Genomic DNA, 17,110 nt, shown 5'->3' with positions numbered 1-17,110 from the left:
TAAGCTGGCCAGTACAGTTAAAACCATAGTAATCTACTTATTCCTCCCTCTGAACCCAGCTAGGGTAACGTGACGAACAGCAGTTTGGTGAACGCAAAATAAACTCCGGCGCCCACGGCGTAAACGATCAGATAATACCAGATCTTCTTTACCCGGAAAAGCAGCAGCATCAGTGTGGAAACAAGCAAGGTGGAAAAAAAGTATCCGATTTTATCGAACAAGATAATATATAAAAGTGTAATCCCGATCAGAGCCAGAGCCCTCAGTTCGTTCTGTAGGTAACGCGGCTCTTTTTCTTCGGTTTTTTCCTCCCGAAACCCTTGCTTTCCTCGCTGGAGCAAAGTGGAGATCAGAAGAACCGCACTCAGCAGGATCATCGCAGTCGAAATGAAATACGGAAATGCTCTGGGTCCGATCACAGTGGCCTCGCTGAGGGGAATCGTAATTGGGATAAAAATTATCAGGGCGATCCCCAGAACCAAAAAAATCAGAGAAGAAACCAAATTTTTTTTATAATCGCTCATTGGGACTGTGTATGACCGCGCAACAAAACCGCACCGGCCATTACTCCTTTCATTATGATCCGTTTCGCCGTTTTCAATCCGGCTCACTCAGGCAATTGGAACCGCATCCCGTCTTGTGGGAAGCGGTTCTGTCCCATCTTCCCTACTTTTTCAGCAGTTCCTTATTGACGGCTGCCTCATCCTTAATTTTTTTGACGATCTCATCCGGCTGGTATCCGGAAATCGCGAGCGTATTGTTTTCGCAGTACTTTGTAAACTCGGGATCCTTTTCTATTTTGGTAAGGGTATCCGTCAGATAATTTGCAATATCGTCCGGGGTATCTTTCGGAACCATCAGGAATTTCCAGACGCTCATGTCGATATCATAGCCCTGCTCTTTAAACGTCGGGATATTTTTCAGACTTTCTCTGGAGTCGCGCTCCGGTGAGAAAATGCCGAGCGGGATCATATCGCCGGATTTGACATACTGCGCAATTTCACCCGGATGTGCCGCCGCGACATCAACATGGCTTCCGAGCAGTGCCGTGATTGTCGGGGCGCTGCCGCCAAAAGGAACCGGACTGGACTTGATCCCGGACATCTCAAAGAATTTCTGCTGAGAAAGCTGAGGCAGGCTGCCCGCTCCGGAAAATCCATAGCTAACGGTGCCGCTCCTTTTCTTCAGGTCGTCAAGGGACTTGATTCCGGAGACTTTGCTGGCCACCATAACGATGGGCTCGATGGTCGTGCCGATTATGGGCTTGAAGTCGTCCATGCTGTACTTGATATTGTTTTTGATAAAGGGTTGGGTGGTGAATACGCCGCAGGCTTCCAGACAAACCATGTAACCATCAGCCTTTGTGTTGGCAAATTCGGTCGTGGCAATCGTTCCGCCCGCCCCGTCACGATTTACAACTGAGCAGGAAACGCCGAAATACTTCTGTCCCAGACTTGCGATCGCGCGTACCTGTCCGTCGGAAGTGCCGCCCGCCGCCCATGGAACAATAAAAGTAATCGGCTTTTTAGGGAAATTTGCCGGTTTCTGGCCCGGAGCGGTTCCTGCGGAGGATCCCGCCTGGGCAGAAGATTCCGACGATGCCGAACTGGACGAGGTCGAATTGGAACACGCGGCTGTTGTAAGCAAAAGGCCTGCGCATAACAGAAGTGATAACAGTTTTTTCATAAGATAACTCTTCCTCCTAAAGTTTTTATATTATGCCGTTTAACGGCATAAAAGCTATTGAGTGGAGATGCCTTCCCAAAGTCCTTCCAAATAAGTGATTCCCATCGCCCTGTCGTAAAGCCCATAACCCGGTCGGCCCTGCTCGTCCCAAACCATTCTTCCATGATCCGAACGCAAATAGCCGTCAAAGCCGCCTCGGTGCAAAGCGGTGAGAATCTCAGCCATATTCAAACTGCCGCTTCTCGTCTGATGCCCTGCTTCCACAAAATCGATCTGGTTTTCAAAAAGGACGTTGCGCGCATGGACGAACTTGATTTTGCCTTCCGAAGCAAAGCGGTACGCTATTTTCACAACGTCGTTTTGACGCCCGCTGCCCAGAGAACCCGTGCAAAGAGTAATGCCATTACAGGGACTGTCGACCAAAGACGTAAGGCGCTCAATATCTTCCTCCGAAGAGACAATTCTCGGAAGACCGAAAACCGGCAATGGGGGATCGTCCGGATGAATTGCCAGAGCAATTCCGCACTTTTCTGCCTCTGGAACAACCGCCTCAAGAAAATACCGGAGGTTTGTCCACATCCCCTGTACCCCCAACGTGCGGTAACGTTCCATCAGGGAAGCCATTTCTTCTTTTTGCGAGGAAAAGCTCCATCCGGGAAGGCTCAGCTCTTTTTGAGCCGGATCAATCGTCTTCAGTTCAGTTTCTGAAAAAGACAGCGTCTGCGAACCATCCGGGAGACGTCTGTCCAGGCAAGTCCGAATCCACCCGAATACCGGCATGAAGTTGTAGCAAATCACCCGGATGCCATGCTCCGAAAGCATGCGTAAATTTTTAATATAGTTTTCAATGTACCGATCCTTGCAAGAATCCCCCAGTTTGATGCTCTCATGAACCGGCAGCCCTTCCACGACTTCAAATTCAAGGCCGTAATCCAACGCATCGCTTCGGATTGTCTCGATACTTTTTGCATTCCAGACATCTCCGGGATGGGCGTCATAACAAGCACTGACCACGGACGATACTCCGGGAATCTGCCGAATATCCTTCGGTTTAACCGGGTCGTCCCGGCCATACCAACGAAATGTAAACTGCATTGTGGCCTCCCCCTTGAAGCTTACACCAGACCCAAGTTATGTATGGTTTGTTCAACCCGCTTGCTTTCCTCTTCCGTCAGATCACGGAACGGGAAACGGGCGGGCCCCATCTGGAACCCCTGCATCTCCAGTGCTTTTTTATGGGACATGACCGGCATGACGGCCCGGAAAAGCTCCCTCAGCTTCAGCACTTTCGTTTGCGCCCGGCGCGCGCCTTCCAAGTCGCCTTTCTGGAACTCGTCCCAAATCTCGGCGCAAAGCGCGGGGAACACGCTCGCCACGGCAATTACGCCGCCGGCAGCGCCGGCTTGAAGCGCGGTCAGCACCTGCGCGTCGTTTCCGGTAATAATTTCAAAGGAACTGTCTTCAATCGCACACTGATAATTGAGCAGGACCATAAAATCCATGCTGCTGTCCTTAATGCCACGAAGATTCGGGCAGCTTTCCGCAACAGCTTTAAGCACGGCCGGAGTAATCGGGTTATGCGTCATTCCAGCCATATTATATAAATAAACGGGCAGTTCCCCCGCAAGCCGCGTGGCTTTCTGAAAATATGAAATCAAAGCTTTCTGATCATATTTATGATAGTAGGGAGCTGTAAACGAAACCGCGTCCGCTCCGCATTTTGCCGACCAATCGAGCAGTTCCTTCGTTTCCTCCAGGTTCATCGCCGTAGTATTGAACAGAACATGTGTCTCCGGTTTAACGCTTTCCATCGCGGCGGTCAGCAGCTGCTTGCGCTCGCGGATCGTAAGGTTCACGAATTCTCCCGTAGTGCCGCAAATGAAAACCCCATCGACGCCGTTCGTAGTAATATAGCGGATCAACCTCTTATACTCTTCACAGTTTACGGTGCCGTCTTTGTAAAACGGAGTCAGAACCGGTGCGCTTATTCCACGCATAGTCACGGATTTTGCCAATGCATTTCCCCCTTATATTAATCAAGCAAACTATTTTAAAATTGCTCCCTCGTTAGCGGATGAGACTTCTCGCGAATAGCGTGCGAGATACCCCTCGGTGATTTTCGGCGTGTATGGCGGAAGCTGAGCCAGCCTTTGCGCAATCTCTTCTTTGCTCAGCCTGACGTTAATCGTCCGGGCTGCGATATCAATTTCGACGATATCGCCGTCCCTCACAGCAGCGATCGGCCCCCTGCGGGAGGCTTCCGGAGAAACGTGCCCGATGCATGGCCCGCGCGTTGCGCCGGAGAAACGTCCATCCGTTACGAGTGCGACCGACTCGGCATAACCCATACCCACCAGAGCGGCCGTTGCGGTCAGCATCTCCCGCATTCCGGGTCCTCCCTGCGGACCTTCGTTGCGGAGGATGATCACGTCGCCGTGCTGAACCGTTTGCCCATAAATTGCCTTGACGGCGTCTTCCTCCGATTCAAAGCAGCGCGCCGGCCCGGTATGCTGGCGCATTTTGGGGCTCACCGCGGTCTGTTTGACCACACATCCATCCGGAGCGAGGTTTCCATGCAGAACAGCCAGCGAGCTTTGTATGCTGTAAGCGTTTTCAATCGTATGTATCACGTTGTTGTCACGTTCCATGACCTGTGCAACATTTTCACGGTGTGTTTTGCCGTTTACCGTCATCTGCTCCAAATCCAGCAGCGGTTCCAGTTCCCTCATCATGCCGCCGACTCCGCCTGCACGTTCCAGATCCAGCATTGTATAGCTGCCGGAAGGTTTTATTTTAGCAAGATACGGAGTGGAAGAGGAAATCCGTTCGATATCATCGAGCGTCATATGCAGATGCGCTTCCCGTGCGATTGCCGGCATATGAAGGCTCAGGTTGGTTGATCCGCCTGCGCTCATTGCGACCGTTACGGCTAAATCCATCATTTTTTGCGTAACGATGTCTCTCGGGCGGATATTGTTTTTAATTAGCCGCACAATCTCATACCCGCTCTGTTTTGCAATCCGGTTCTTTTTCCCCATAACCGCATGGGCACAGGCGCAGCCAGGCATGGTAAGGCCCAGCGCTTCCGCGACGATCGACATGCTGTTCGCGGTCCCCATCATGGCGCAGGAACCGGGGCCCGGCGACATCAGTCCTTCCATGTATTCGTACTCTTCCTTGGAAATCTCACCGCGCATCAGTTGCCCTGCCATTTCTTTCAACTCATAAGTGGCGTAGCTTTTCCCCTTGTATTCGGCGGGAAGCATCGGTCCGCCAGTTACAATAATTGCCGGAATATTAACTCGGAGAGCAGCCATCAGCATAGCGGGAACAATTTTGTCACAACCGCCGATCAGCACCAGACCATCCAACTGGTGTGCGTTTGTATAAACCTCAATGGAGTCTGCAATGACTTCTCTGCTTGGAAGAACGCTGCACATCCCGACATGACCCTGTGCAAACCCGTCGCAGATCGAGATGGTATTGACTTCGAACGGAACTCCTCCAGCGGAACGTACTCCCGCTTTTACAAACTCACCGATCCGGTTGAGATGCACATGGCCCGGATGCATTTCATTGTAAGTATTGATAACTCCGATAAACGGCCGGGCCAGTTCTTCGTTCAGTAGTCCCATTCCGCGCAGATGTGCCCGCGGCCCCGCCATGCTGATACCGTTGACGACATGCGCGCTGCGGTATTTGGAATCTTTGTAAGTTAAATCCATCGTTCTTTCCTCCATGTGTAAATTTCAAATATGGGAAGCATTATTTTGCTATCTTCTCAGAAACCGCATTCCCTGCGTTAATGACCGCCTCTTTATAAGAAAGGGCTTTTTCGAGAGAAAACCGGTAATTCGGTGCCGCGACGCCAATGGTGGCGAGAATTTCATGGTTATCGGAAAAAATCGGAGCAGCAATACAGATCACGTCTGGGTTGTGCTCCTGATTATCAATCGCAAAGTTTTCCTTCCGGATATTGACAAGTTCCTGCATTAAGGCTGCTTTGTCCACAATCGTATAGTCGGTATGCTTCTCCAGCGGAGTGGAGTTCAAATAATTTTCCAGCCACTTTTCATCCTGATAAGCCAGCAGGAGCTTCCCGCCGCTCGTACAGTACAGCGGGATTTTCCACCCGATTTTAGAACGCATAGCAATCTGGTTTTTTGCTTCCATTTTTCCAATATAAGCCGCCTGGTAGCCGTCCCGGACAATTAGATTAACCGTCTCCTTTGTTATCTCATTCAGACGGTGCATTTCATCTTTGGCCGCCTCCAGCAGATAGTTTGCAGCTTTCATATGCTCCGCTAAAGCCATGGATTCAAAGCCTATCCGGTACTTTTTCTGCTGTTCGTCTTTTGTCACAAAGCCACACTCTAAAAGCTCCTGAAGAATTCTGTGCAGCGTGCTTCCGCTGAGGCCGGTAATTTCCGTTATCTCGCTGATCCCCATATATTTATTGGTGGCGGAAAGCGCAAGTAAAATTTGTAAAACTTTCATCGAGCTGTAAGAAGAAAGTTTATTTTGAAGTTCCTGTTGTTGTTTTGACAGCATCATGTGCACCTCTATTCCATATATAAAATTTATACTCTATATATAAAATTTATGTTGAAATTACTATATCACACGTTTTTATGGTTGTCAATTGGACTATTTTGACCAATCTATTTTCAAAATTTGTGAAATTAGACTGTTGAATTTCTGTCGGATTACGTTTACAAGGAAAATAATTCGGCACGAAGTGAATTCACGCAAATCCGCCAATAACAGCACATCAAAAAAGCACCATTCTATGACTTTACAAAGGATACGGATGTGCTGTATAATTTGATTAACGATCCGGTATATCGGGAGCAGATTGGGAAATTCCGTGCGGACCTTCTGGAATCCATGGAGGAAACAAAGGATCCCGGTTTGCCTGCTTACCGCGAATTTGTTTTCGGGGACTAACCATCCGGAACACGACAAAGCCTTAGAGAAACAAATCGCGATTAATCAACGCCGCCGCACTTTTGAAAGCGGCGGCGTTCACTTTAACCGAATAGTAAGGATACCTTCGAAAGGATATTATAAATGAATATTAATCCAGCACGAGGGAGAGGATCCCCGTGCCTTTGGCTACCAGAAAATTCTGGGTGACGCAAACTATTCCATGGGAAAGTGCAAGCGGGACTGGAAGGCCTTCGATCTCGGCAACGCACACGCTGCGGCGGATTATCTGAAAGGCACGCATGACAAGCCGTTTTTCCTTTCCATGGGGCTGTTCAACACCCACCGGGTATTTCCCGAAGTGCCCGACCCGAAAGCAGCACAGTATGTACAGGTTCCGCCTCCGATTTGCGACACGCCGGAAAATCGGATGGAAATGGTAGCCTTTATTGAAAGCCTGAAAATTGCTGATGAGGCTGCCGGCATTGTGCTGGACGCTCTGCGCGAAAGCGGACGGGAAGGATACTCTGGTCCTGTTTACAACCGATCACGGCATCGCGTTTCCGGAATGAAATGCCCTTTACGACACCGGCATCGGAGTTTCCCTGATTCTGAAATATCAGGGAAATCAAATGGCCGGCCGCGTGCTGGACTGCCTCGTTTCCCACCTGGACCTGTACCCGACTCTGTGCGAGCTGGCCGGGGTTCCAAAGCCGGAAGGGCTGCAGGGCATTTCCCTCCTGTTACTATATATTTGGTGGAAGACATGGCATCCAGCCACGTCTTTTTCCATCTTGTTGCCTAAGCTGTTAGAATGAGAAGACAATGGGTCTGACGAAATTCTCCAAGGACCTCGCGTCCGCCCGAAAGTCAGTCAGCCATCCTCTCATTCGCAGCGTTCGATTTGTGCAGGTAGAGCCGCCGTTCAGCGCGTTCGTGTCAACAAACAGATAGAATCGGCAGTGAGAAAAAGATGGTTTGCCAATTGTAAATCTGTAATAGGAGCGTGGATTATGAACGCAGTCGGAATTGACGTATCAAAAGGGAAAAGCATGGTGTCAGTGATTCGCCCCTTTGGAGAGTTGGTGGTAAAGCCCCTACGAGGTGCGCCACACCTCCAGCGAACTCAGCAAGTTGGCAAATTTGCTGCAAAATCCGGAGGGGGAAACGCGTGTGGTCTTGGAGCATACTGGACGGTATTATGAACCTGTGGCGCAAACGTTCCACGATGCCGGAATTTTTGTCAGTGCAGTTAATCCGCTGCTGATCAAGGAATACGGAAACAACTCTCTGCGCAAAGTCAAAACCGATAAAGCAGATTCGCTGAAAATTGCCCGATACGGTCTTGACAATTGGGTAGATCTGCGAGAACATAATTCTATGGATACGATTCGTTACCAACTCAAAAGCATGAACCGACAGTATGGCCTGTATAGCAAGAACAAAACTGCTTTCAAAAACAACCTTATTGCCTTGCTTGACCAGACCTATCCGGGTGCAAACACCCTCTTTGACAGTCCTGCCCGTGCGGATGGGAGCCAAAAATGGGTGGATTTTGCTGCGTCCTTTTGGCATGTGGACTGCGTGCGCAACGTAAGCCAGACTGCCTTTATCGAACGTTACCACAAGTGGTGCAAGCGGCATGGATATAATTTTAGCGCCGCCAAAGCTATTGAAATTCACACAGAAGCGAAGGAATTGATTGCGATGCTGCCTAAAAATTCGCTGTCCAAGGTGATGGTACAAGAGGCAGTCACGCAACTCAACACAATTTCCAAAACGGTTGAGGTGTTTCGCACTGAAATGAATCAGCTTGCTGCGCAGCTGCCGGAATATCGCGTTGTAATGGGGCTGTACGGCGTTGGCAATTCCCTTGGCCCACAGCTCATGGCAGAGATTGGTGATGTGCGGCGCTTCGCCCACAAGGGCTCTTTGACGGCGTTTGCGGGAGTTGACCCAGGTGCCAACCAGTCTGGAACCTATGAAGCGAAAAGTACGCGTTCTTCCAAACGTGGTTCCCCGGAACTGCGAAAAACGCTCTTTGTGCTAATGACGGTACTTCTTCAGAATGCGCCGCCAGATGACCCCGTATTTCAATTCTTGGACAAGAAACGTGCTGAGGGGAAACCATACCACGTCTACATGACCGCAGGCTGCAACAAGTTCCTACGCATCTACTATGGCAAGGTGAAAGAATATCTCACTGCTGCCAATGAGCCTGTCGATATGGATTCGACCGGTTTATCCCGATAACCTATATTTTACTTATTTCAGGTCGGCGCTTTGGCGGTGGCCTTTTTGCCTTACCTACATTTAGGGAACCTCTGATTTAATCCGCCCCTCTACCGAAGAGAGGAGAACTCTGGTAAAATAGAACTATCAAGACACAGGCGGTGCGGAAAAATGAAAAAGCAACAAACTTTTACGGATATTGAATATAGCTGCAGAAAGAAGAAAACACGGCGGGAAGAGTTTCTGGAAACCATGGACGAGATTATCCCGTGGGATGAGTGGGTCGGTATCATTGCGCCGTATTATCCCCGCGGCAAACGGGGCCGTCCGCCCATGGGCATTGAGCGGATGCTGCGGATGTATCTGCTGCAGATCTGGTTCAATCTCTCCGATCCGGCCACCGAGGACGCAATCTATGACAGCTATGCCATGCGTAAGTTTACCGGCATTGATTTCATGACGGAGAATGTTCCGGATGAGACGACGCTTTGCAAGTTTCGGCACCTGCTGGAAAAAGACGGGCTAAACAAGCTGTTTTTTGACGCCATTAACCGCGTCATGGTAGCTACCGGCCACATGATGAAAGGCGGCACAATTGTAGACGCTACCATCATCAACGCACCCAGCTCTACAAAAAATGCGGAGAAAGCACGCGACCCGGAGATGCATCAAACAAAAAAGGGCAATGAATGGCGTTTCGGCATGAAGTGTCACGCCGGCGTTGACGCCGGCAGCGGGCTGGTTCACACGATAGAGGTAACTGCCGCCAACGAACATGATGTGACCGCAGCGGCGAAACTCATCCGTAAGGATGACGAGGTGGTCTATGGTGATTCCGGTTATCTTGGTATTCAAAAGCGCCCGGAGGTTCGGAATGATGCGCATTTATCCAAGATCGACTACCGTATCAACCGCCGTCCGCACAGTCTGCCCAGGGTTTCCGACAATTCCATTGATTGGGAGCGTCTCATCGAACATCGCAAATCCTCTGTGCGATGCAAAGTGGAGCACGTTTTTCGCATCATCAAATGCCAATTTGGCTACACGAAAACCCGTACAGAGGCTTAATGAAAAACGAGAACCGGCTGTATGCCATGTTTGCGTGCGCAAATCTCTATATGCTGGCAATGGCAGGTCGAAGTTTCAGTGAGACCTGACAAGGGAGAAGTGCGCCCATTTCCACAAAAGTGGGGATGAATCCAGTAATGCGGGCATCAAAATCCGGCACTAACAACCGGTCTGCAGCGTTCCCTTGCTCTCACTTGGCTTAAATCTCTGTTTACGCCATTTGCTCAGAGGTTCCTTAGCTTTAGCTTTTTTCTCAAATAGGGCTTGACTTTTTATTTGCAGGCTTTCGGTAAACTCCCTCGGCGCAGAACTCTGGTCGCTTCGAAGCCCTTCGGATTCCAAAAGCAATTACCTCTGGGACGGAGCGCCGGAAATCTGGCCCCGGCGCTCGCCGATTTGCTTTCCCTGGTGCGGAAAAATCGAAGGCGGGGGGTTTGAGGACAGGGGCAGGCGATACCAAGCGGATCAGCACGGCTTTGTGCGGGATCTGGAATATGAGCTGGTTGACCAAAGTGAAAGGTCTCTTACGTTCCGACTAAGCTGGCGGGAAGATGAAAAGCGATGGCCCTGGGGATTCTCTTTTGAGACTCGTTATTTACTGGAAGAAAACGCCGTAACCGTCATCTGTAAAGCCGTAAACCTGAGTGAGCGCCCCATGCCCGTTCAGCTCGGATTCCACACCGGATTTCGCTGCCCTTTCTCTCCCGGAGAAAGGACAGAGGATTATGCGGTCCGCTTCCAGCAACCTGAACTGCCGGGCGGCGGCTCTCTTTTTCGCCTCGCGGAGCATACGTTTGAAAACGGCAATGCCCTTTTCCACCCTTTGAAATCCGAGTGGGTCCAGCTTGAGGATTTAAAGACAGGGCATTTCATCCGCATAGAGACAAAGGACTCGCCCTATCTCCTTCTGTGGAGCAAACCCGGAATTCCGGGATTTCTGTGCATCGAACCCTGGACCGGCTGCTCCGGTCCGGAGCATGATCCGGCCAAAAGGCCGGGAGCTCTCCTTCTTCCCTCACGGGAAGCTCTTCAGCGTACACAGAGAATCCTGTTCCCTGTTTTCTAAAAAATCCCGGTGCAGTCTCACATCTTGCGCTCGGGAAAGCTTTTCTATATAATAGAAATAGATAAACGCCGTATTCCGAATGAAAACGGGGAATACGGCAATTTTTTTAATTGTTGGATAACAGGCTCTGATGAACTATAAAGTCTCTGAAGAAGAATATATTACCGTTCTGGAACAACAGCTAAAGCAAAAACGGAAAAGGCCCGTTCCCCTGTTTCTGTTTTTGTTCAGCACGGCTGGACAAACGTTGTTCGTCATCTATCTGCTTCTGTCCTCCACACCTTCCGCGGCAGGTATTGCCGGTCTGCTGGTCTTGTCCGTTTCCCTGACAGGGCTCTCCCTGCTTAATTTTTTCAGCACGCGTCCCCGCGCCAAAAAATACCTTTCCATGCTTCGTTCCAAAGGAAGGATTTCGGAGGAATTCTGGAAGCTCCACACCCTGAAGCTAGAAGATGAAACCATCTCCATACAATTCGGTTCCTATTCAAATTCCTGCGAAATCACACAGATCAGGGTAACTGACAACAAGACCAACGCGTATCTTCTATCCTAGGCAAAAATCAGTCGGTTTTTGATATTATCCCCTATTCTGCGTTCGGAAGCGAACCGCAGCGCGCAGGGTTTGCGGACAGGCTCCGCCAAGCGGCGATTCAAGTCAGTCTGCGCGGCAGCGAAGCCGTGCGCGATTCAATTCCCCCCCCGACGCGGGGTCCTTGCGGAATTTTACTATGACGAAGACCCCTACCTAAAAGACCAGCAAAGCGCATTCCGGCGGATGTTCACGACGAAGCTGGCATGGACGCCGCTGACCATCCTGTTGCTCGCCGCCTCCTGTTTCCTTCTCGCTTACGCCATATCAAGCGGACGTGTCCTTTCCATTCTGACGGCCGTGGCGGCGGCTGTCCTGTTAAACTTTCACTACATTCGGATTTTCTCCCCTTTGATCGGTCGGCGTATTCGAAGGGACGTACGCGAGCTTCGTCCGTATTTCCCGGATGGAAAAATCAAAATGTACTTAGATAAAGCCAAAGAGCAAATGGTCGCGGTTGGTTCGGTTTACTGCATCTCCTTCCCGCTTTCCGATATGAAGGCCGTCCGCAGAATCCCCGGCGGCGCGGCAATCTACTTGAACCAAAATCTGATCCTTACCATTCCAAGCATGGAAAACATTTCTGAAATTCAATCACTGGTTCAAAACGCAAAGGGGTAATTCGCTTTGAAAAACGTCAGTTTGCTTATCAAGCCCGCCTCCAGCCTGTGCAACCTGTGCTGCCGCTACTGCTTTTACGACGACGTCTCCGGGAACCGTTCCGTCAAAAGCATGGGGCTCATGTCCGAGGCAACGGCGGAGCGCCTGATCCAATCCGCCTTCGAGGCCGTGGGACCGGGCGGAGCAATTTCCTTCGCCTTTCAGGGCGGAGAACCTACTTTGGCAGGCCTGAACTTTTTTCAAAAATTTGTGGCTGCCGAAAAGAATTACGCGCGGCCCGGCATCCGGGTCAGTCACGCGATCCAGACCAACGGCATGGTCTTTGATGAGGAGTGGGCGGCTTTTCTTCGGGAACATCAATTTCTGGTCGGCCTTTCCGTGGACGGAATCAAAGAGATTCACGACCTGTACCGGAAAGACCGTGAAAGTGAAGGGACCTGGAACCGGGTTACAAAGGTTCTGCATCTCCTGCAAAAAAATCAGGTGGAGGTCAATCTTCTCTGCGTTGTGACGGGGCAGTGTGCCCGCAGTCCGCAAAAAGTCTACCATACGCTGAAAAAACTTGGAGTAAATTATCTTCAATTCATTCCGTGCCTCGATCCGTTAAAAAAGGAGAGGGGAAAAGCTCCCTATTCGCTCCTGCCGGAAGCCTATGGCAAATTTCTCTGCGGCCTGTTCGACGCCTGGTACCTGGATTGGAAAAACGGGCAGTATGTCAGCATCCGGCTTTTCGACGACTACGTCCATCTGATGATGGGGCTGCCTTCCGGCTCCTGCGCCACCTCCGGCTCCTGCGGCAGCTACTTTGTAGTGGAAAGCGACGGCAGCCTGTACCCGTGTGACTTTTATGTCCTGGACGAGTGGAGGCTTGGAAAATTGGCCGACAACTCTTTGACCGACGCCGGTCAGTGCGCTCTTGCAGAGCAGTTTCAGAGCGACGGACGAAAAAAGCCGGACGCCTGCGCAGAATGCAAATGGCTTCCAATCTGTTTCGGCGGATGCAAACGGGACTGGCAGACAGTCGACGGTCGTCTGGAAAATTACTACTGCAAGGGTTTACGCCGCTTCTTCGAGTATGCCGCCCCACGGCTATCGGAAATAGCCCATACGGAAGCAAGTTACCGCGGCGGAATTTAAGGCACGACCTTTAAAGGGTCAGCCCGTTAATAGACCGTAAAGAGGACTGCCTCCCGTTTGACGCGGGAGGCAGTCCTCTTTGAAAAGAAACTTTAATTTGCCCGAATCAGTTCTTAGAGCTTAAATCCGCAGTCCGCATGTCCATTGGTCCCATCATAGGGTTCATCCTTCATGCAGAGATGGACGGAAGCAATCTTGAACGTCTGCGGGAGCGCCAGAATATTCGGATGGCCGCCGACGTACTTCTTCTCAGCGTCGGCAAGGGCTTCCTCGAAGGTAGCGCGGGTTTTTAGCCCCATTCCCCTTGCGATGCCCGGCTCCTGCGCCCCCACAAGGTAGATGGCGGAAGTGTTCTGCTCCGCGATGTCCCCGCAGCTCATCATCGAGAAGCCGTGGAACGGATGGAAAGCGTTGCAGAAGCGATACTTGCGGATATATTCCTCATTGGTCGCAAAATAATCGCCGTAGCGGTTCATGTCGGCCAGCGTGTTCATATGGTCGTGCTGGAACATTTTATAAAGTTCCGGCAGGTACGGCCAGAGTTCCTCGTGGAAATATCCGTTGCAGATGGAGGAGCAGATGATAACACAGTGGTCGCTCATGATACGCTTGAAGCGGATCACCTGAGCCGACAGCGCCTGCATCAGCATGATTGGATTCGTACCCATGCCGTCGCCGTAGTGGAAAAACTGGGGCATGCCGAACACCAGCACATCGTACTTTTTCTCCGCCCAGTTAACATAAGTGCGCTTGTCCGCCGTCTTCCAGGAAATGGGCTGCATTTCCCTCGCATAGCCGCTGTTGATTTCGATCTGGCGGGATTTGGAATCCAGCACCGCGTCGCAGCAGAAGAACTTTTTGCCCATGCATTTTTCCATATACATGCCGATTTCGTTAAACTTGGTGCGCATCAGCGAATGACCGCTCACCGGGGTGAAATCCGCGCGGTGCATGACTTCCGGCACATGGTGGGAAGCGATGCTGCGCCAGTGGGTAATGCCGGTCGCACAGTGCTTATAACCCCCGGAATAGCCGCCGTACGGGTTACCCTGCGTATGGCCGATCAGAATCGCAACGTCGGAGTCATAGACATATTTGTTCATTAAAACGGGATCGCCGCGGTCTGTGGTGCCCAGGTCAACCAGATGGTCGTAATCCTCGCTGTCATGGTTGATGATCTGGTGGGTATACCAGAACTGGTGGAAAATTTCCGGCCCCAGCACGTTGTAAATTTCCTGCTGCGTATTTTTGCGGTGCAGTCCGTTTGAGCAGATCAGGAGGACATCCTTCTTCTCCACGCCCGCTTTGTAAAGCTCGTCCAGAATGATTGGAATGCAGACCTTGCGGTGCGCGGTCGGCTGCTCGCCTCCCTTGACGCGGTCTGGGAACACGATGGTCACTTTGGAGCCCTTATGGGCCAGCTCTGAAAGTGGCTCCATGCCGATCGGGTGAAGGATGGATTCCCTTGTCGCCTCAACCAGCTTGTCCTCCGGGATATACGGCGGGTCGGGCACCGTCACGCCGGGAATGAACACGTCCGTATCATCCGGTAAATTCGCGGACATAAGCCCCTGTCCATATTCAAAATCAAGTTTCATGCTGTTTCTCCTTTCCTGTTGCCAGAAAGATATTTTTCCACGATTTTTTTCAAATCCTCGGTGAAAAATCCGATTTCACCGGAAAAACGGGTCAAAGCCACCAGTCCGCCGTCGACGCTTTCGATTCCGCCGAGCATCTCAGCGTTTTCTTCCTTCAGACCGCCGCCGTACACCACGGGAATCTCAAAGCCGAACTGTTCCCGCACGATTCTTTTAATCATTGACGATACATACGAGATATATTCTTCCCCAGGAGGCGTCTTTCCCGGCCCGATTGCCCAGATCGGCTCATAACCGATTGCGACCTTCCGCTTCGGCAGATAATCCGCAACGCCTTTCAAGCCGCGCGTGAACTGGGCGGATAAAACCGCGCGGACCCGGTCCTGCTGTTCCTCCATGCTGCCGCCGCCGCGCTCTTCGGCCGTTTCTCCCATGCAGAGCAGTACGTCCATCCCCTGCTCCATTGCGGAAAGGACCTCCCGGTTGATCAGTCCATCCACCGCCGCCGCGCATTTTTCGCGGGAAGATTCGTTTTGATTCCAATCCGGCTGAAAAGCCCCGATGATCTCCTGCTTGTCTCGCCGCTCTTCGGAGTGCCCGATGATCGACCAGCGGCATCCCATCTGATAGGCGCTGGCCGCCGGAAGATTCGTCGTGAAAGCGCCAAAATTCTTACCCTTTTTGATATTGTCGCGGAACACGCTCTGGCAGCCGACCGAGAGCCGGCCCCGCCGTTCCGCCGGGAAGCAGCCGAGCGCCTCCTGAGCCGGCAGGATTAACGCCTCCGGCACGAAATAAACGACGTTTACGTCCGGGAAAGAGCCGATTCCGAGTTCCACGCTGTCTTTCATGACTCCTTCGATCCATTTCCCCGGCTGTTCCGAGGGGCAAACGCCGCCCTTTTCTCTGGGGACGTCAAACCGTTTCAGGTTAATGAAAATATCTCTCATTCTTTGTCTCCTTCCAGTATCGCCACGTGAAGCGGGCCTAAGCACAACCTTCGCCGCGGTATCAGTCGCCGAACCAGGCAAAATCCAGCAGGTCCCCGCCGATCAGCGGCCGGCACCACTCAATAAACCGATCGGTAACGCCAAGCCCCTCTTCGGAGATAAACTCTTTCGGCATGGGGCGCTCATGCATCATGACTTCCTCCACCGGGATTTCGATGACTCGGATGGAATAGGGCGAGGTTTCGAGCCGTTCAAATCCAATCATGATTCCCGTCCTGCCCTCCAGAGCCGCTTTGCACGCCATTTTGCCCGCCAGAACCGCCTCGTCGCGGTCAACCGGGGACTGGCACAGCACCGAGGCTCTGCCGAGAATGCCGGGCTTTTCACTTCTCGCCTTGATGCCAAGCTTTTTAATCACCAGCTCCGCGAGGTAAGCGCCAACGTCGCCGAAGTAGGTGTCCCTGCCTCTTTGCAAAATTGGGGGAACAATCGGGGAGCCGTCCGCCTTTTTGAGTCCCTCGCTTGCCACGATAACGGCACAGCCGTGCTTTGTAAACAGATTTTGAGTATCCGCAAGAAACGCCTCTTCGTCGAAAGAGAATTCCGGTAGATAGATCCGATCCGGTCCTTTTTGCCCTTTTTGTCTTGCCAGGGCGGAAGCGGCGGTAATCCAGCCCGCGTTGCGGCCCATAGCCTCAATAATGCAAACATGGATCGGCATGGAACGCACGTCCTGCACGATCTCCGCCGTAGTCTGCGCTAAAAAGCGCGCGGCGCTGCCGTAACCCGGGCAGTGGTCCGTGATAGCGATGTCGTTATCCACCGTTTTGGGAATACCGATCACGCGGATATCTTCGCTGCGCGCCGCGCGATAAAGCTTTCCGCAGGTATCCATGGTTCCGTTTCCGCCGTTGAGCAGCACATAGCGGATATGGTGCTTTTTGAGAATAGAAACCATCTTCAGATAATCATCCTCCTGAAGGTGGGTTCGCGAGGTTCCGATCGCGCTCGCGGGCGTCTGCTTCAGCAATTCCAGCTGGGACGCCGGCACTTTGGAAAAATCGACAAAGCGTTTCGCCAGAAGGCCGGCTGTTCCACCAACCGCGCCGTAGACCGTGCCGATCTCTTTGTGCTTCAGGGCCTCCATCACGGAACCGTACAGGGACGCATTGATCACAGCCGTCGGGCCGCCGCCGTGGAGGATCAGCAAATTTTCACTCATGTCTTCTCTCCCTTT

Annotated in this window: 17 protein-coding genes and 1 pseudogene; 8 read left to right on the top strand and 10 right to left on the bottom strand. The window is 51.7% G+C overall.

Annotated elements, in window-relative coordinates; all coding sequences use genetic code 11:
- Positions 1 to 59: 59 nt before the first annotated feature.
- The 6 genes from HCR03_RS17145 to HCR03_RS17120 form a co-directional block, all read right to left on the bottom strand.
- Positions 60 to 524: a tripartite tricarboxylate transporter TctB family protein gene (locus tag HCR03_RS17145; protein WP_066645299.1), complete on the bottom strand. Its 465-nt coding sequence runs from the start codon at positions 522 to 524 to the stop codon at positions 60 to 62.
- 142 nt (positions 525 to 666) lie between these two features.
- Complete coding sequence (locus tag HCR03_RS17140; protein WP_066645214.1) at positions 667 to 1,686, bottom strand: tripartite tricarboxylate transporter substrate binding protein; 1,020 nt, start codon at positions 1,684 to 1,686, stop codon at positions 667 to 669.
- Between the two features lie 54 nt (positions 1,687 to 1,740).
- Positions 1,741 to 2,781, bottom strand: a complete 1,041-nt coding sequence (locus HCR03_RS17135) for a mannonate dehydratase (protein WP_066645213.1) — start codon at positions 2,779 to 2,781, stop codon at positions 1,741 to 1,743.
- Between the two features lie 20 nt (positions 2,782 to 2,801).
- Positions 2,802 to 3,701 carry a dihydrodipicolinate synthase family protein gene (locus HCR03_RS17130; protein WP_066645211.1) on the bottom strand — a complete coding sequence of 300 codons (900 nt, stop codon included), beginning with the start codon at positions 3,699 to 3,701 and terminating at the stop codon, positions 2,802 to 2,804.
- Positions 3,702 to 3,731: 30 nt separating this feature from the next.
- A complete protein-coding gene (gene ilvD, locus HCR03_RS17125; protein WP_187035593.1) occupies positions 3,732 to 5,411 on the bottom strand; it encodes a dihydroxy-acid dehydratase in 1,680 nt (559 codons plus the stop codon).
- A gap of 40 nt (positions 5,412 to 5,451) precedes the next feature.
- Positions 5,452 to 6,240 carry an IclR family transcriptional regulator gene (locus HCR03_RS17120; protein ID WP_228725005.1) on the bottom strand — a complete coding sequence of 263 codons (789 nt, stop codon included), beginning with the start codon at positions 6,238 to 6,240 and terminating at the stop codon, positions 5,452 to 5,454.
- Positions 6,241 to 6,498: 258 nt separating this feature from the next.
- Here HCR03_RS17120 and HCR03_RS20200 point away from each other — a divergent pair, with 258 nt between their 5' ends.
- Positions 6,499 to 6,633, top strand: a complete 135-nt coding sequence (locus HCR03_RS20200) for a hypothetical protein (protein ID WP_267459194.1) — start codon at positions 6,499 to 6,501, stop codon at positions 6,631 to 6,633.
- A 130-nt stretch (positions 6,634 to 6,763) separates the two neighbouring features.
- Here the strand turns inward: HCR03_RS20200 and HCR03_RS20680 are convergent, their stop codons facing one another.
- A complete protein-coding gene (locus HCR03_RS20680) occupies positions 6,764 to 6,958 on the bottom strand; it encodes a hypothetical protein (protein ID WP_407926818.1) in 195 nt (64 codons plus the stop codon).
- A 286-nt stretch (positions 6,959 to 7,244) separates the two neighbouring features.
- Here HCR03_RS20680 and HCR03_RS20675 point away from each other — a divergent pair, with 286 nt between their 5' ends.
- The 7 genes and pseudogenes from HCR03_RS20675 (at position 7,245) to HCR03_RS17085 (ending at position 13,325) form a co-directional block, all read left to right on the top strand.
- On the top strand, positions 7,245 to 7,430 hold the full coding sequence (locus tag HCR03_RS20675; RefSeq protein ID WP_066645205.1) for a hypothetical protein: 186 nt from the start codon (positions 7,245 to 7,247) through the stop codon (positions 7,428 to 7,430).
- A gap of 195 nt (positions 7,431 to 7,625) precedes the next feature.
- Positions 7,626 to 8,865, top strand: a pseudogene (locus tag HCR03_RS17110) (IS110 family RNA-guided transposase).
- A gap of 150 nt (positions 8,866 to 9,015) precedes the next feature.
- Positions 9,016 to 10,001, top strand: a protein-coding gene (locus HCR03_RS17105; RefSeq protein ID WP_187035590.1) for an IS5 family transposase whose coding sequence is annotated in 2 segments (ribosomal slippage) — positions 9,016 to 9,898 and positions 9,898 to 10,001 — 987 coding nt in all. Because the reading frame shifts where the segments join, the coding sequence is not laid out codon by codon here.
- 185 nt (positions 10,002 to 10,186) lie between these two features.
- Positions 10,187 to 10,978, top strand: a complete 792-nt coding sequence (locus HCR03_RS17100; protein WP_187038157.1) for an aldose epimerase family protein — start codon at positions 10,187 to 10,189, stop codon at positions 10,976 to 10,978.
- Between the two features lie 130 nt (positions 10,979 to 11,108).
- Positions 11,109 to 11,531: a hypothetical protein gene (locus tag HCR03_RS17095; protein ID WP_187035588.1), complete on the top strand. Its 423-nt coding sequence runs from the start codon at positions 11,109 to 11,111 to the stop codon at positions 11,529 to 11,531.
- Between the two features lie 18 nt (positions 11,532 to 11,549).
- Positions 11,550 to 12,188: a hypothetical protein gene (locus tag HCR03_RS17090; protein ID WP_187035586.1), complete on the top strand. Its 639-nt coding sequence runs from the start codon at positions 11,550 to 11,552 to the stop codon at positions 12,186 to 12,188.
- 6 nt (positions 12,189 to 12,194) lie between these two features.
- Positions 12,195 to 13,325: an anaerobic sulfatase maturase gene (locus HCR03_RS17085; protein WP_187035583.1), complete on the top strand. Its 1,131-nt coding sequence runs from the start codon at positions 12,195 to 12,197 to the stop codon at positions 13,323 to 13,325.
- A 113-nt stretch (positions 13,326 to 13,438) separates the two neighbouring features.
- Here the strand turns inward: HCR03_RS17085 and HCR03_RS17080 are convergent, their stop codons facing one another.
- From HCR03_RS17080 to HCR03_RS17070, 3 genes are all read right to left on the bottom strand, one after another.
- Positions 13,439 to 14,923: a lactate racemase domain-containing protein gene (locus tag HCR03_RS17080; protein WP_066645339.1), complete on the bottom strand. Its 1,485-nt coding sequence runs from the start codon at positions 14,921 to 14,923 to the stop codon at positions 13,439 to 13,441.
- Positions 14,920 to 15,873: a triose-phosphate isomerase family protein gene (locus HCR03_RS17075; protein ID WP_187035581.1), complete on the bottom strand. Its 954-nt coding sequence runs from the start codon at positions 15,871 to 15,873 to the stop codon at positions 14,920 to 14,922. The genes HCR03_RS17080 and HCR03_RS17075 overlap by 4 nt, the downstream gene beginning before the upstream one ends.
- Before the next feature lie 61 nt (positions 15,874 to 15,934).
- Complete coding sequence (locus HCR03_RS17070; protein WP_187035579.1) at positions 15,935 to 17,095, bottom strand: diphosphate--fructose-6-phosphate 1-phosphotransferase; 1,161 nt, start codon at positions 17,093 to 17,095, stop codon at positions 15,935 to 15,937.
- Between the last annotated feature and the right edge of the window lie 15 nt (positions 17,096 to 17,110).

The organism is Caproicibacter fermentans (genome assembly GCF_014303955.1).
Lineage (GTDB): Bacteria > Bacillota > Clostridia > Oscillospirales > Acutalibacteraceae > Caproicibacter > Caproicibacter fermentans.
Note: the sequence above shows the minus strand (reverse complement) of the source record. Positions and strands in the feature narration are given on the sequence as shown.

Bases quoted from the DNA above. Each gene is read 5' to 3' on its own strand.
- ilvD (WP_187035593.1), bottom strand. From the start codon at position 5,411: ATGGATTTAACTTACAAAGATTCCAAATACCGCAGCGCGCATGTCGTC.
- HCR03_RS17145 (WP_066645299.1), bottom strand. From the start codon at position 524: ATGAGCGATTATAAAAAAAATTTGGTTTCTTCTCTGATTTTTTTGGTT.
- HCR03_RS17070 (WP_187035579.1), bottom strand. From the start codon at position 17,095: ATGAGTGAAAATTTGCTGATCCTCCACGGCGGCGGCCCGACGGCTGTG.
- HCR03_RS20675 (WP_066645205.1), top strand. From the start codon at position 7,245: ATGGCCGGCCGCGTGCTGGACTGCCTCGTTTCCCACCTGGACCTGTAC.
- HCR03_RS17135 (WP_066645213.1), bottom strand. From the start codon at position 2,781: ATGCAGTTTACATTTCGTTGGTATGGCCGGGACGACCCGGTTAAACCG.
- HCR03_RS17140 (WP_066645214.1), bottom strand. From the start codon at position 1,686: ATGAAAAAACTGTTATCACTTCTGTTATGCGCAGGCCTTTTGCTTACA.
- HCR03_RS17075 (WP_187035581.1), bottom strand. From the start codon at position 15,873: ATGAGAGATATTTTCATTAACCTGAAACGGTTTGACGTCCCCAGAGAA.
- HCR03_RS17095 (WP_187035588.1), top strand. From the start codon at position 11,109: ATGAACTATAAAGTCTCTGAAGAAGAATATATTACCGTTCTGGAACAA.
- HCR03_RS17120 (WP_228725005.1), bottom strand. From the start codon at position 6,240: ATGATGCTGTCAAAACAACAACAGGAACTTCAAAATAAACTTTCTTCT.
- HCR03_RS17080 (WP_066645339.1), bottom strand. From the start codon at position 14,923: ATGAAACTTGATTTTGAATATGGACAGGGGCTTATGTCCGCGAATTTA.